This window comes from Patescibacteria group bacterium, from assembly GCA_023473585.1.
Taxonomy (GTDB): domain Bacteria; phylum Patescibacteriota; class Microgenomatia; order JAMCYU01; family JAMCYU01; genus JAMCYU01.
In genome coordinates this window covers 111,113-126,656 of the sequence record JAMCYU010000009.1, presented here as the reverse complement: position 1 = coordinate 126,656, position 15,544 = coordinate 111,113, and the positions used below count along the sequence as shown (strand labels likewise).

Sequence of the window (15,544 nt, the reverse complement as noted above, 5' to 3'; positions counted from 1 at the left end):
AATTATCTTAAACATTACAACAATGAAAGACCACACTGGGGTTTTGGCATGGATGGGAAAACACCGTTGGAGAAACTACAATCGTTTCCGGAGTTCAAAAGTGTATACCTTATTGTGTGATCGTACCGCTCTTGACAATTGTGGATAACTTTGTCAGAATACGAACTTGCCTTGCCTCGCAAGTTATAAACGACAAGTCCTCTGCCTCTTAATATTTTTTAAAAAGCTTTATGGAAAACGAAAAACTTTGGCAAATAATTTTAGCCGAAATCGAACTTCAGGTTTCCAAGCCTGTTTTCCAAACTTTTTTTACCGGAACCTCTTTAATTTCCGTGGAAAAAGACGTCGCGACCATTGGTTGCCTCAATCCCTTAACCCAAAGAATGATCGAAACCCGCTATTATGCGCTTATAAAAAATCTTCTTGATAAACACACCTTGGGCAATAATAGTTTGGTTTTTGCGATTAAAAAAGCTGATGGTCTTTTATCTTTGGCCCAAAAAGAACCCGGTCCTCTTTTTGCCAAAACAGGAAGCTTTCCCGAAATAGACCTGGCCAAACAGGCCCACCTTCGCCCGGATTTTACTTTTGAGGCCTTTGCCGTTTCTCCTTGTAACCAAATGGCTTATGCCGCGGCCGTTGCCGTCAGCCGTTCCCCGGGAACAGCTTATAACCCTTTGTTTTTGCACGGCGGCGTCGGCGTCGGTAAAACCCATCTTATGCAGGCGATCGGCCATACGGTTTTAGAAAAGCAGAAAAATTTAAAAATTATTTACTGTATGGGGGAAGAGTTCACAAACGAAATTATTGACGCTATTCAAACAAAAACAACAAAAAAATTCAAAGAAAAATACCGCAGCGCCCAAATGCTTTTAATTGACGACATTCAGTTTATTGCCGGCAAAACGGCGGTTCAGGAAGAGTTTTTTCACACTTTTAATACAGTGCAACGCGAGGGAGGACAAATTGTTTTAACCTCTGACCGGCCACCGGCCGAGATTGCCAAGCTTGAAGAAAGACTGCGGTCTCGTTTTGAGGGCGGCCTAATTATTGATATTGCCCCGCCGGATTTTGAACTAAGATGTGCCATTCTTTTGATTAAGGCCAAACAAAAAGAAATTAACCTTCCTATGGACGTGGCCCAAACGCTCGCGGCTAATATTTCTTCCATCAGAAAACTCGAAGGGGCGCTCATAAGACTTGTCACCGAGGCCCAATTTAAGAAAGTTCCTTTAACCCCGGAACTGGCCAAGTCTCTTCTTAGTAAAACCAATAATAATGAAACCCCAACCAGAAGAAAGGTCACCAGTAATGAGGTTTTAGAAACAATTGCCGACCGTTTTAATCTTAAGATTTCCTATCTTAAGGGGCCAAAAAGAGACCGGTCTCTTTCCTTTCCTCGTCAGGTCTGTATGTACATCTTGAGGATAGAATGTGGATATCCACTCGAGGAAGTTGGGGAGGTTTTAGGTGGTCGCGACCACACCACGATTATGCATGGCGTTGAAAAAATTTCCACGCTTTTATCCACGGATGAGAAGTTACGCGAGGATATTGCCTGGATAAAAACTAAGCTTTGGGGGACAAGTTAAGAAGGGGTTTTATGGTTTTACACTTATCCACAAAAACTTCTCTTTTTTCCACAATTTTTTCCACAAGAACGTGGAAAGAAAAAGACAGTCTTGACTTTCTTGCGAAATCTTATAAACTTATCAACGCTGTCTACTAACACTACTACTTATTAAATAAACACTGATAATACAAAAAGTTTTTAAGATGCAATTTAGTTGTTTACAGGAAAACATTAATAAGGGACTATCTATTGTTGGTCGTTTTGTCTCTCCTCGAGCTCAACTTCCCGTTTTGGCCAACATTCTTTTTTCGGCCAAGAACGGCAAACTAAAATTAGGAGCCACCAACCTAGAGTCGGGGGTTTCTTTTGAAGTTGGGGCCAAGGTCGAGAAAGACGGAGAAATAACCGTTCCCGCCAAAACCCTGGTTGAATTTATAAGTTCCCTGCCGGCCGAAAAAATTGACTTTTCTTTAGAAGAAAACAATCTAAAAATAAGCTGTCAAAAATACCAGGCGACGATTGCCAGTCTGCCCGCGACAGAGTTTCCACCCTTGCCGTCTTTGTCGGGAAAACCCAACCTTTTTTTTAAAACCAGCGAGATCTCTTCTTCTTTTTCGCGCGTGGCTTTTGCGGCCGCTCAAGACGAAAGCCGGCCGGTTCTTTCCGGGGTAAAAATTTTTGGCGAAAACAAAGGTCTTACTTTGGCCGCCACCGACGGTTTCCGTCTTTCGGTTTGTAAACTGACAAAAATAAACCCGATCTCGTCCCTAGATTTGATTTTGCCGGCCCGAACGCTGGCCGAAGTCGTGCGGATTTTAAATGAGGAAAAAGAGGAGGAGTTTGGTTTGGAAATAACCAAAGAGGCCAACCAGGCGATCTTTTCTTTGGGGAAGGCGGAAATTATTTGTCGCCTACTCGAGGGACAATTTCCCAGTTTTGAAAAAATCATTCCCGAAAATTCCGGCACAAAAGTCACGGTCAATCGCGGGGAATTACTAGCGGCGATTAAAACCGCTTCAATTTTCGCCCGGGAATCTGCCAATATTATAAGGTTCGTGGTTTTGGGTTCAGAGCTAAGGGTCATGGCTAACGCTCCCCAGGTGGGAGAAAACACCACGACCATTGAAGCGAAAATTGAAGGGGACGGGGGAGAAATTGCTTTTAACTCAAGATTTTTACTTGAATATCTAACCGTCGTCACCGGAGAAGAAATTATTTTTGAAATGAGTGGGCCGCTTTCTCCGGGCGTTTTTAAAACCGTTGGCGACGACACCTTCTTACATATTATAATGCCGGTTCGGGTGCAGGGCTAATTTCTTCAAAGGGCGGGTCCCAGGTTATTTGGTGAGTGTTTGGATCAACCCCTTTTTCTTTAATCCAGGCAAGGGCTTTTTCTTTGGCCCGTAATTTGTCTTTGGCCCAAAGCGTTATTTTAAGATGTAAGGGGCCGATATAGGTCAGGCTAAAATCAGCGGTTTGGTAGGGGGTATAGTCAATTAAGGGTGTTTGTTCCAGGGCTTTTTTTTGTTGTTCATAAACGCCAATATCGCCCTGACGCGGGGTTTGGTCAACTGACGGCGCGGGCGTGGGTTTTAAAACGACGCCTGGCGTTATCTGGTTAGAAAAAAAATAAAGAAAAATTATTAAAAATAAAAGCAACCCCAGAAAAAAAAGCGTTTTTTTAGGAATCGGTAGATTTTCCAGCATTATTGCCTCCTTAAAAAGCCCAAAAGACTTGGCATGGTTATTAATTGTTTAGAGCTTTCATTAACTAAACCATAGGGTCTGCCCAGATCGTCGGTTCCAATCGCCTGGGCAACACGAAACCAGGACATATCAGAAGCGACCTCAACGACGATGGCCATATGTCCATCAGTCCCATTCCAGACCGCGACGTCACCGACCCGAACATTTTTTTGGCTTTTGGGAACATTCTGATAACCAGGGACGCTTCTTAGATAATAATATTTGGCCGAACCGTAAGATGTTTGCTGTAAACTGCCTCCGGTCGCCGCCTCAACTGCCTGGGCAAAGCCCACACATTGCAGGGCTTTATAAGTACTTACCGAGCCGGCAATAAGAGAAGCCGCCTGTGGAGTAATTCTCTTACTGACCAAACAGGCGCCCTTATCTTTAAAGCTGGTTTCGTTAATGACACTGCTGTGGTCATAGCAGGCAATCAAAGCGTTTAAAAGACTCGAAGCATATTCACTGGTCGTCCCGCCTGGACAAGTAATGGCTCCGTCCCCACCGGGGACCAGATCACGATAAAAAGACAAAACATTACTGATAAAATTAGGATTTTGAGCAGCCGGGCCATAGCATTCCATAAAAGAAGCAAAGTCGGGCTTGGTAAGACAAGCGTTTTTACAGGTTGTTTGTGGAGGACCGGCGACAAAGCAGCCCAACGATTGGTCAAAAGTCTTGGGCCGATTTTCCGTACAGCCAACGCCACAACCAAAATCATAACCCTCAGAAACCTGGCCTGTTCCGACTTTTTCGCCGTAATTGGAAAAATGAGACTCTTCTCCCCAGATTGCCACCGCCAGCGCCGGATTAAAACCAAGGGTCTGGCTGCGATCAATCACTTCGTCAATTTTTTTCTCCAAAAAACTGTTGGGGAAAAGCGCCATGTATTTGGCGACAAAAACGGCTTTGTTTTCCGGCGTAATCGTCTTGGTTTGATGAATATCATCAACGCGGCAGTCGCTAAAAAAGATCGGCGCAAAAGTCTGTTGGTAGTCAACAAAAGCAGACATTAGAGGAATCATGACAAACAGAGTGCCGATACCTAAGCCGGCAAATGTGACGGGCGCCAAAATGGCGTAACCGGTCAAACTTGGCAAGGAAAAACTGGAAATTAAACCACCTGGGCCAAAAAGCGCCGAAGCCAGAGAAGAAAATAAACCCTTACCTAAAACGGCAATTGTCGGGAGGGAGATAGCACCGACAACCGCTGCGACCGGACCGCCGATCATAAAGCCGGCAATAAATCCGGGAATAGCCAAAAGCAGAGTTGCTAATCCGCCGAGCTGGCTGATTAGCCAAAAGATAAAAAGCCCTAAGGCGCCGGCCAGCCATTTCCAAATTCTTTTTAAAAGCGACCAGCCGATTTGTAATAAAATTGTTGCCCCGCCGCTTAAAGTTCCCAGAAGAGCCGACAAACCGAGTTTAGCTAATATTTTTGTGGTGATGCCCTTAACTCCGGCGCCGAATGCAGATCTGGCAATTCTTTCTTTGCCGAGTTTGAAAATTTTCCCCCTAACCCATTTTGTTATGCCCCTAGGTCCGTATTTAAAATAGACTTCTTGTCCGAGTTCGTCATAAAGAAAAAGACCAGGGAGAGAAGCATGAAGACTGGCACCGACGAGTCTTGAAGCAAGAACTTTTAAGCCATGTTCAGCTCCATAACTAAAACCGGGCCCGCCATATTTAGCCGTTAATTCGAGTAATTGAAAAAGACCGATACCTGTTTTGTTAGCGAATTTTAGATTAAGAGACTGTATCTTGGCATAGAACCTTATGGGCAAAGTTATCGACGTGGGTAGATGTTTACCAAAAGCCTGAACGGCTCGAAGATAATCTGCCATATTTTGATAGGCCGCTTCTCCTTTTGTGTTTGGTCCTTTAGCCGCTTTTTCTTTAGCTACTTTTCTATCGTAATATTCAATCGCTCCTTGCAGTTCATTCTGATTCTTAGCCAGATAGGAAAGAAGCATTTTGTTTTGTAGGGGCGGAAAGACGCCAAGAAAATCAAGGCCTAAACCAACAAGGCTGGTCGGCAAAGTTTTTAAACCTGGTTGGGAAAGACCAAAAAAAAGAAAATCAGTAGGGTGGGAAGCCACCCAGGCGTCATCAAAGCGGCCACGGAAACTCGGATCATTCGGTAATCCCGGAGGGGCTTGAGGACTAGGAGGGGCCGCAAAACTGACTCCGGCCATGGTTGCCTGGGGAGACTGTGACCATTTTTGGGCGACAGGAGTCACCCTGCTAGAAACTTCACCCGGCAGTTCTTGTATCTTTTGTCGTGCTTCTTCGGAAGAAGAGCCGAGGACTTTTTGTATTTCCGGTGAACCTATAATGACGCCAATCTCTTTGGCTAACTCTTGCTGATAGTTTTCTGAGGTCGCGAGATATGGCAAAGAAAGCCTTCCCAGGACCCGGCGGGAAATTTCTTCAACAACTTCCGGACGTTGTTCGTAAATTTCCAAGGGTAAATTTCTGGCTACCGCCAAACGCAATGCCCTTTCGACCTCCCAAAGAGGGGTTGTGGCGGTGGCGTTTATTTGTGAAGTTCTTGTTTCCCAGGTGGCGGCTTCGTTTTCCCGAGCGACGGTTTGGGCAATTTTTGAAGCCAAAGATCGGTCGGCTTCTATTTCAGAAACTTGTGAGGCGTAATCGATAAGAGCTTTTTCGGTTACCGCCTGAATTATTTTTTGAGCTTCATAATTAAAATTAATCGCGGGGAGAGCCTGATCCTGGATCGTCCGGGCCACATCTTTACTAATAATTTCCACAATCTTTGGTTTATCAGCCAAAGAAGGACAAGCCTTAAGAATTTCTTTATCTAAATTGCGAAGTAAATTTTGATGATAAGTTTTAATTGACTGTTCAAACCTACTTTGCCATCTGGCTTGTTGACTAGCTAAATCTTTTTCGATCTTTCCTTTTTCCTGGTGTTCCTGATAAAGACCCACGATCTCTGATAGGGTTGCCAGGTTTTCTTGGGTCACTTTTTCAGGGAGACCCGGGGAAAGAAGAATGTCGAGTTTGGTTAAAAGAGTTTCCAGATAGTCAGGATTTTTAAGATTGTGGGGAAGGGTAATTTTTAATTCTTGAGACAAACCACTGCGAAAAGCCTGAATTAAAAGATCGAAAGTTGGCAAGGAAATACCGGCAACTTCGGTGGCTTCCGGATTTTTCTTAAGTTCCCAAAGTCCGCTTTGCAGAGTCTTTTTTAAGAATTGTTGGTAGCGATTTTCCATAAGTTTTGTCAAAAGAGAGGCCCCAATACCATCATAAGAAACCTCGCCCTTTTTTGCAAATTACCAAGAGAAGGATTTAGTATTCAGTATCAAGTATTAAGTATTAAGCCGTTTGTTCTTCTTTGGCGGCGGCTGGAGTTTTCGGCATTTGTTGGCGGGCTAAAATTTCTTCAGGTTTGGTGGTTGCCAAGCGGTGTTCTTCAGGAGAGGCGACAATCCTTACCGCCACGTGAGCCGGTCCGGCAAAGAAAAGACCTTTGCCGATTTCGGATGACAAAAGCAAGTTTTTCTCGCCCTCGGAAAGATAAAAAAGCTCGGCGACCTTGTCAATGGCCGCGGCGGACTGTTTCAGTAAAAGTTGAATGGAGGAATTTTGGACAATGGCCTTGCCGTAATCGGTGCCCAAAAAATCCTCAACGTCCTGGGTAATCGTCGTCACCCCCAACCAATATTTTCGGGCTCTTTTGGCAATCGAATAGAGAAAAGTCGCCGAGTCGGGATATTTCATTAAATACCAGGCCTCATCAACGACCAAAATTCTTTTTTTCATGTCTTTTTTGATTCTGGTCCAGATATAATCCAAAATAATATACATGGCAATGGGCCGGAGTTCATCTTCAAGTTCCCTGATCGAAAAAACCGTAAAGGGATTTTTAAGATCAACATTAGACGGTTGGTTAAAAATACCCGTCAGGGAACCCTTAATAAATCTTTCCAAACGGTCGGCCAGGCTTTTAGCTTCCGGGTCTTCCATGCCGATCAGGGTTTTATAAAGATCCTCCAAAAGCGGGGGCTGGAGGGTTTGGGTGGCTGGTTCGGGGGTAATCCCTTTTTGTTTATAGGTTGCCACCAGCGCCCGGTCCAGGATGGCTTCTTCCGTCGGATTAAGATCGCCCATAATGACCTTGCAAAGACCGTGTAAGGACAAAATCTTTAAGCCCAGTTCGTTTTCTCCTTCCTGCCAAACACCCGACAAGTCAAAAGGATTAATTTTAGCCTGAGAGCTAAAAGAGAAGCTGATATATTCACCGCCGACGGCTTTGGCCAACTCCTCATATTCCGATTCCGGATCAATAACAATAATTTCCGTGCCGAACATTATGGAGCGCAGAATTTCCAATTTAACCAGATAACTTTTGCCGCCGCCGGATTTGCCAAAAACCACCGAGTTGGCATTTTCTAAAGAAAACCGGTCAAAAATAACCAAAGAACCGTTTTGCTCATTAATGCCGTACAAAATTCCTTCATTGGCGGTTAACTCCGAAGTCGTGAAAGGGAAAGTGGTCGCTAAAGAAGTCGTATCCATATTTCGGGTGATCATTAATTTATCGGCACAAATCGGCAGGGTTGATTTAAAACCCTCTTCCATCTGCAGCGTCGTTTTTTTGGAAATAATTAAAAGCGAGCCCAAGGCTGCCTCAACCTGTTTGGAGACCGTATCGAGTTCTTCCAAGCTGTCGGCCGGAATGGTCAGATAAAGACCGAACTGGAAAAATCTTTCCGCCCCCTTAGCTAATTGTTGTTGTAAAGAAAGCGCGTCCTCCAGAGCCACTTGTACCGAAGGTTCAATGACGCGTCCTCTTTTAACGTCGGACTGAATGGTTGCTTCCATTTCCCCGATTTTCCTTTTTAAATTATCCAAAACCTCCCGCGACTCCGTCGGGTAAATAAACATGGAAACCTCAAGCGAATGGTTAAAAGAGATTAAGGGCTCAAGCCAATTGGCCGTGACAAACCTGGGGTAGCCGGCGACGAAAAGGGTTCGGTAATAAAGATTGCCGATCTTAAGATAATTAAAATCAACCTCAATCGCTCCCGGAGCAATGATATCGCCAACCGTAACCATCCCTTTAGCCAGGGTTTGGGCGGGTGTTTCCGGTTCCTGGACGTCGGGTTTTTTAAGAAACGGTAAATTAAGTTTCATTTTTATCTTTTCGTTGGCGGCTGTAATTCCACGACCGCCACCTCGTATTCCTCTTTGGCAATCGGTTTTTGGCTGGTTTCCGGATTATAAATGCTGTGAAAAAGCTCAATCAATTTTTGCGTCGTTAATTGTTCGCCCTTAAGTCCAAGCCTATTTAATTGCCGCAAGAGATGGTCGCGTTTGGGCTCTAAAGTGTTTTTCGCCTTTTCCAAAATATATTTTTTAGAAAAAGGCAGGCCTCTTTTTTTAACCAAGGCCGAAGCCGCGGTTTTAACACCCAGCTCCAGACTGGAAAAAGGAATAACTAAATAAAATTTTTTATCGAGAACGTTATTCTCGCCGACAATTTTACTGATAAAATCTTTGTACTTGGCAATACGGTCTTTAAGTTCCGGTTTTTCCTGTTTAGCCATGGCGATGTCCAAAAGTTTAAGATAAGAAGAAACATCCTTGCGTCTTGAGCGGACGACCAGTTGCAGCGGAAAAGTTAAGGAATTTAAAAGCCCGGCGTAAGCAAAAATTAAGGCTTCTTGTTCTTTCTCCGACAATAAACCGAAGTTGGTGGCCGAGGTTTCGATTAAAAGACAGCAAGAACCGTCAGAAAGTAAAAGAAGATTATCTCTTATGTCTTCAATTTCTGTAAATTCTTGAGTTGTGCCTCTGATGGGGGCAGGTATCGGCATATGTTTTAATTAAAAATTATCTGGACCAAAAAGCTTTTTTTTAAGATCTTCTTTAACCAAATCGTTTTGCGTTTTGGCCATAATTTCAATCGGCGAAACGATTTCGCCCTTAAGAGTAATTTCAATCAGGTCAAAAAGAAAACGGTGCTGCGGATCTTCAAGGCGAAGAGTGTAAAGACCACTAGCAAGCGGCGTGGAAATGGCAAACTGGCCAAGTTTTCCGGTTTTTAAGGCCCGAACCGGCGTGCCCTCCTGGTTTCTGATTTCGACAATAATTCCCGGTAAAATCCCCTGTTTTTGGGTTCTGACCATACCCGAGATAATATTGGGGGTGATTGGCGGATTGGGCATACCGAATTTAGCGGCCAGATCGGTGGCCACAATTTTCACGGTTGGTTCTGCCTGAGCTTGGGCAACGGCCGCCGGCTTGACCGTCGGTTCGGCTTTTTGGGCCAACTTTTTTTTCAGTTCGACCAGTTCGGTGGTTAAGTTTTCTTTTTCCTCAAGAAGCGCTAATAGTTGCCCCTGAATTTCTAAAAACCTTTGTCTAGTGATGGTTTGAGCCGAAAGTTCTTTTTGCAGGGCGTTAATTTTGCTGGTTAATTCTTCGGTTTTTTGGCCGAGAGTAACGGGCGGAGTTGTCGGCGTTATCGGTTTTGGGGCCGGCGGGGGTGGCGACGGCGGCGTTTGGACAGTCGGCGGGACGTTTTTGACTTCAAGCAGAGGTTGGTCGGGAAAAATTCGGGGGACGATTTTTTCCTCGGGAAGGCTAACCGGGACAACCGGGGCCGGGTTGGGTGTCGGTGAGATTAACGGCTGATCGGCCGCCGGAATCGTGATTAACGGCGGGGTTTCAAAAGAAGAAGCGATTTTTTGTAAAAAAGATTCTTCTTGTTTGTCCAATTTGCCCAAAGAAGCGCCGGGTAAGGTCAATAAATATTCTTCAACCTGGGCCGCAGATTGTTCTTTTTTAAGGGTTTCCGGCGTCGGCGGCTGCGAAACGGCGACCGTCATGGTTAAAACTTCAGGCGGCGTTACTTTCTTTTTCCAAAGAAACTGGGTTGGGCTGTAAATGCTTTTAAAAAAGGCGGTCAGCCATCGATCCAGCGGTCTTTCTTCAATCGGGATAAAGGCAAAGGCAAAGCCGGCCGCGGTCAGATTCGCCGCGATAAACCACTTAATAATTGACGGAAGGCCGAATTGCAAGGTAACGTAAGCTGAGAGGATACCGCCGCCCAGATAAAGGAATTGGCGGATCGTCATGTCACCAATAAGTTTGAACTGGAAACCGGTTATATTTTGCGGGACAGGATGTTGTTCCATATTCTATCAGATAATGCTAGTTAATTTTATTCTAAAGAGTAAAAGTGTATAATTCAACTGTATCTAAATGTATTAAATAAGGATTAAATTGATGCAGATAAGTTTTCACGGAGCCATTTTTAGGGAAAGTAAAATTATTAAAAACCGTTATTTTGGTATAATGAGCGAAGCGAATTAATCGAAGAAATCAAATAATTCGCTCATTTATTACGTAGTAAAAGCTTGACTTATCTTCGATATAATTTTGTTCTAATTTGCAATTAGAGGGCCTTTTTTGCTAAGCTTAAATTATAAATGACAGAAAAACAGGAAATAAGAAGTGAAGGTCGTAGTCCACAAGAGAGGGCCAGAGCTTATTGGGAAGATGTCTCCAAAAAAGTCTCCGGTGTTTCAAAAGACATTATCGATAAATTAGTTGCTAAAGGAATAGCCCCAATGGTCGGAGGAGAAACACCACAAGAGGCAGATAAGGCTCTAAAAAATGTTCCCACAAGATTTAAAGACAGAGCTAAAATTTTAGGTAAACAAATAGATGAGGCCAATCACCAAGGAGACAAGGACCGAGCGGCAAATATCTTAAAAGATCTTGAGAAAATGACTAAAGAAGAGCCGAAACTCGAGCGTTTTCTTCTTTATAAAGAAGAAATAGTTAGGGGCAAGGTCAAGCCTGGAGAGGGAAGTTTTATCCCTCCCGAGAAAAAGACCGTAACCCCCCCAGAAGGCGATAAAGAAAAAGAACAACGAAGAAAAGAAGAAGCAGAAAGAAAAAGAATTTATGTCGAATGGATAGAAAAAGGAGAAGGAAGAAGATTTCTCGAGAGAACTTCAGAAGATGACTTAGAAAAAAAGAGGGTTCAATTAGAACAAGGCGTGAAAATTGAACCACAAAGAGTTGATTGGAAAAAGTCTCCAGAAGAGCGCGAAGGAGAAGACCCTTTTAATATTGTTTGGACTCTTTATGAGGAGGGAAAACAGGCGTTAGTGAAAGCAGGAATCTATACCACAGCCATAGATGTTATTAGAAATAAGCAAGGCGATATTGTTGATAATTTTCTTAATAGAAAAGCCGGGGAAATTAACGAGAGAGAGAGAACGGCAGTTATGGCGGCCCTGGGAACAGAATTGGTTTTTTATTACTTAAATAATCCGAGAAGAGAAGAAGGTCAACATTATGTTCATAATGGCATAACCTCGATAGAACAAGCCATAGAGGCAGATATACGAGCCGACAGAATCCCAATTCAAAATAAAAAAGCTCGAGAAGACGCAAAAACATTACGCAATTGGCTGAGAGTCCTTCGTAATGTTCCTTTTGCTTATGATACAGCCATGAAGCCTCTGGAAGACTCAACGATGAAAGACTTACAGACTTTTCAAGCTGCGGCTGACAGATACTTACCAAACGAAATATTAGGAGAGTTATTTAAAAGCCGGGCGGTTTGTGAGGCCGCCCACAGATCATGGGATGAACGACCCGATTACCAAGTTATTGACCAAGAAAAACCTAGAGAGAGCCTTCTTTTTGTCTTGGGCCAATATATAAATTTAGAAACTTTAAAATGCGTTAAAACAAGTAAAGTAACCTCAAGATATTTTTATCCTATTTACGCAGCTTTTCAGGGGACCCAAAGGTTTTTACGTTATGCCAGAATGTATAGTATGGCCGATCTTCTTGTCGACGATAGTGAAATCGGTCAAGCAGAACAATGGATTTTTCAATCAATTGACTGGCCGCACAAGATGAAAAATATGACTATTGGTTATAAAACCGGAGCTGAAGCAGAAGTCATGATTCCTCTTCCTCACAACGAACAAATTTTAAGGGAAAAAGGAGAATATGTTCCTGAAGATTTTGATCCCAGACAGACTATTTCTAGAAAATTATGGATAGCTGGGCGACAAAGAATTGAAGCCGGGAGACTTCATTTTGACATTGTTCACGATCTTTTTAGATATCCTGATGATGGTAACTGTGAGGCTTATTACGAATTGATGGATCAAAGCCTAAAGGCTTTGGCCGCGACGGTTGAAGGACAAAAACCAAGCCAAAAAGATAACCCTCAATTACGCTTAGGGCAAGAAGATACGTGGATAGGCGAATTTAATATCGCCTGGCTTTTATCAAGAACAAGCATAACAAAACAATTGTTCGAAGAAATTGGCAGAAAGATTCCAGGATTGGATTTTGAATCATATACGCAAATAGCCGACGGAGCAAAGAGGAGAGAATTTCTTTATCGATTTTATCGACAATTGTTTCCTAAAGATCTACTTCTTAGCGAAAAACCCACCGACCTGCAAGAGGTAGAACATCGTCGAAAACTTCTAAAAAGAATTGTTAAAATTAATATGGCCAGACAAAGAACGGTTTGGCTTAAGAAAGAGGCCGTTAGCGAGTTTGACAACATTGGTCTTTTACACCAAGAATTGGTTCCTATTCTCCAGCCAGGGATAGATTTAGACGAATGTTGGGTTGATAGTCAAGGAAATATTCGTAGGTGTTTTGATCTTAATTTGGTTGGTCAACATACCGAGCTGGGAACCGTTGTCCAGTATCTCCGCTATCTTTTGGAACAGGAAATCCCTTTAGTTGACAAAATGATTGGGAATATTGATCCCAGCGAATACGGAACCCTAATTAAGAATTTTGACGAATTAGAAAAACGTGGTCAAATAAAAGGTTATGTTCAGATTCCCGAAGTAAGTGATTATATTTTAAGTTCTTGGGGAGAAAAATTAATTGGCAGATATATTGCGGATCAGGCAGAGTTAATTAGATTGCAGGGTCAAAAATTAGCCTTTATGGAAACCATCTGGCAATTTCGCAATCATCTTGAACCGACTCTTAACACCACTCTTCATTTTACCGATGCCGGTTTAGAAGGAAGCTATACGAAAGAAACCGGAGTTGGGATCAACCCATCTGAAAAAGCCAGAAGAAAACTTGAACAAGAAAGAAAAAGACCGTTAACCCCAGAAGATCGGCTTGAACTCGTATTTAGGGGTCTTTTAAGACGCGCCATGAATGAAAATTTTCATCTTGATGCTTGGAATAATTACGCCAGAGAAAAAATTAGCGCCTTTCTTAATGAGCTTGTACAACGGAGAGATGCAAACGGACAGCTTCTACTTCTGGTAACCGAAGAGGATAAGGCCCAAATTTTAAAAAATCTAGGCGAAGAACAAGAAAAAAATCTTAAACCGCTTGAGTTGCTTTTAACTTTTATGGGATTACAAGCAGACCTAGAACGTGACATTGAAGAGACGCCGACTTATTTGCGTGTAAGCCCGACAGAAGAAATTAAAAGAACCGATCGTTTTTTAGTCAAGTATGATGATCAAATGACAGAAGCAGAAAGACAGGCAAAATTACTTTCTTTTTGTGGAGGCGACCAACAATTAAAAACCAAGCTCGATTACGTCTTAAGATTGTTTATGGAGGAAGTTACTAAACCTGCAAAAAAACAGGGAGAATATACGACTACAAATCTTTTGCATGCTTATGATTTTCTCGATCCAATTCATTGGGCTTTAAAAGAAGTTCTTATTCCTTATACTCTAAAACATGATTTTTCCTGGGACGATAACAGATCAACAGCAGAGAATTATAATTTTGCCGCAGCAAGGACAGCAGCATTATTAAGAGAAGGAAAATCGGGAAACGAATGGTATTGGCTTGATCAGGCTGGCGTAAAAAGTATTAATCTCCATACTTATCGTTGGGCTATTGACAGTATGCTGACTGGTCATAAGGTTCCCTTTGGAGGACTTCAGGGGCAATGGTTATATGATCCATATGAAACGAAAGAGCTTAATCCCGACGGAACAAAAAATTCTGAATATAATAAACGTAAATATATAATTAACGAAAGAGGAGAAAAAATTTCACTTTATGGTGTTAGTCAAGTTCGTTCAACCATGATGGGCTTTGGTCCAAGACAGCTTGAAGAGGATTGGTCGGAGGGATTTCCCATTAATGAACCTGCTCTAACCATGGCTTACGTTTTAGGTTATTTTTCCATTAATAAACAGCAGGTTTTGGCAGCCGAGTTGTCTGATAAAATTTTTGCAGCTAGAAACAATAAAAAAGTTGACCAGGTGACAAATTTTGATAGAGAAACTTGGGAGTATACACAAATCTATACTAATAATTTAGCCCTTTGGACGACGACAACGATTGGTCCTGACAACCTTGAAGGGATAATGGCCGGTTTAACTCAAATCGCGGTTAAAGGAGCCGATCCGTCATTGGAATATGACCCGGCGCCATATGTTCGCTTTGCTAAAATGATGGGGATCTATTCTGTCGAAGACAGACAGGCAGAGCTCTCTCTCACTGAATATAGAAAAAGAGCATTTGAATTGGGTTGGAAAGATTATATTTCTCCTTCACCAACGGTTGGTGGGCCAGAAGCGATACAAAATGCTAAAGAAACGATTAAAAGAGAATTGACAACACGTCAGGCCTTTGCGTTGGGTTCTTTAGAAATGTTGACATTTAAAGGCGCCGATGAATTTGCCAGGATATTCTTAGGTCTTGACGTGACACGTGAATATGCTCATAACATGTGGAGTAGAAAATATTTAATCAGGGCGGCGGCTTGGCCGAGCGTAGGAGGAGTCGGGGGGTCGATGATACTCGACAATATCTTAAGGGCCACAATTTTGACGGGAGGACAAAGTACTACAGGATTAATTTTGCCCGTTTTGGGATTTAGCCTAGGGGCGGGTCTTATTTCCTATATGCAAAGTATTGATATTGATACAAATGATTTAATATTATATAGCGGTTTTGGCCCTGCTAATTGGGTTTCTCCGGCAGCTAAAGTAAACATGCAAAACTTCTTCTTACAATTTGCCAAGAACCCGCTCTTAAGGCCGTTAGTTATTAATCGTCGATATGAAAGAGGGGAAGCTTTAAGGGGAGAAAAGCCAGCTAACGAACCGATGAAAGTTGGTCCGTATCCTAGTTTGTTAAGCCAGAAATTTGCCACAGCCCTTGTCTTATTGCCCAGACAAAAATTTCTGCGGGGGCTTGAACTGAAAGCCCATTAAT

Annotated in this window: 8 protein-coding genes; 3 read left to right on the top strand and 5 right to left on the bottom strand. The window is 42.8% G+C overall.

Annotated elements, in window-relative coordinates; translation table 11 throughout:
- The first annotated feature begins 230 nt into the window (after positions 1 to 230).
- Positions 231 to 1,592, top strand: a complete 1,362-nt coding sequence (gene dnaA, locus M1575_03840) for a chromosomal replication initiator protein DnaA (protein MCL5095824.1) — start codon at positions 231 to 233, stop codon at positions 1,590 to 1,592.
- A gap of 184 nt (positions 1,593 to 1,776) precedes the next feature.
- Positions 1,777 to 2,886: a DNA polymerase III subunit beta gene (gene dnaN, locus M1575_03835; GenBank protein MCL5095823.1), complete on the top strand. Its 1,110-nt coding sequence runs from the start codon at positions 1,777 to 1,779 to the stop codon at positions 2,884 to 2,886.
- Here the strand turns inward: dnaN and M1575_03830 are convergent.
- From M1575_03830 to M1575_03810, 5 genes are all read right to left on the bottom strand, one after another.
- Complete coding sequence (locus M1575_03830; protein ID MCL5095822.1) at positions 2,858 to 3,280, bottom strand: hypothetical protein; 423 nt, start codon at positions 3,278 to 3,280, stop codon at positions 2,858 to 2,860. The genes dnaN and M1575_03830 overlap by 29 nt on opposite strands.
- A complete protein-coding gene (locus tag M1575_03825; protein MCL5095821.1) occupies positions 3,280 to 6,558 on the bottom strand; it encodes a CHAP domain-containing protein in 3,279 nt (1,092 codons plus the stop codon). Before M1575_03825 ends, M1575_03830 begins: the two co-directional genes overlap by 1 nt.
- A gap of 103 nt (positions 6,559 to 6,661) precedes the next feature.
- Positions 6,662 to 8,482 (bottom strand): ATP-binding protein, encoded by a 1,821-nt coding sequence (locus tag M1575_03820; GenBank protein MCL5095820.1) that lies wholly within the window; start codon positions 8,480 to 8,482, stop codon positions 6,662 to 6,664.
- A gap of 2 nt (positions 8,483 to 8,484) precedes the next feature.
- The gene (locus M1575_03815; GenBank protein MCL5095819.1) at positions 8,485 to 9,165 is read right to left on the bottom strand and encodes a hypothetical protein; all 681 of its coding nucleotides are present in this window, start codon (positions 9,163 to 9,165) and stop codon (positions 8,485 to 8,487) included.
- A 9-nt stretch (positions 9,166 to 9,174) separates the two neighbouring features.
- Positions 9,175 to 10,488: a PrgI family protein gene (locus tag M1575_03810; protein ID MCL5095818.1), complete on the bottom strand. Its 1,314-nt coding sequence runs from the start codon at positions 10,486 to 10,488 to the stop codon at positions 9,175 to 9,177.
- Between the two features lie 294 nt (positions 10,489 to 10,782).
- Between M1575_03810 and M1575_03805 the strand changes: the two genes are divergently transcribed.
- A complete protein-coding gene (locus M1575_03805) occupies positions 10,783 to 15,543 on the top strand; it encodes a hypothetical protein (GenBank protein MCL5095817.1) in 4,761 nt (1,586 codons plus the stop codon).
- The last annotated feature ends 1 nt before the right edge of the window (position 15,544 follow it).

Coding starts and splice junctions, on each gene's coding strand:
- dnaA (MCL5095824.1), top strand. CDS start 231: ATGGAAAACGAAAAACTTTGGCAAATAATTTTAGCCGAAATCGAACTT.
- M1575_03825 (MCL5095821.1), bottom strand. CDS start 6,558: ATGGAAAATCGCTACCAACAATTCTTAAAAAAGACTCTGCAAAGCGGA.
- M1575_03810 (MCL5095818.1), bottom strand. CDS start 10,488: ATGGAACAACATCCTGTCCCGCAAAATATAACCGGTTTCCAGTTCAAA.
- M1575_03815 (MCL5095819.1), bottom strand. CDS start 9,165: ATGCCGATACCTGCCCCCATCAGAGGCACAACTCAAGAATTTACAGAA.
- M1575_03820 (MCL5095820.1), bottom strand. CDS start 8,482: ATGAAACTTAATTTACCGTTTCTTAAAAAACCCGACGTCCAGGAACCG.
- dnaN (MCL5095823.1), top strand. CDS start 1,777: ATGCAATTTAGTTGTTTACAGGAAAACATTAATAAGGGACTATCTATT.
- M1575_03830 (MCL5095822.1), bottom strand. CDS start 3,280: ATGCTGGAAAATCTACCGATTCCTAAAAAAACGCTTTTTTTTCTGGGG.
- M1575_03805 (MCL5095817.1), top strand. CDS start 10,783: ATGACAGAAAAACAGGAAATAAGAAGTGAAGGTCGTAGTCCACAAGAG.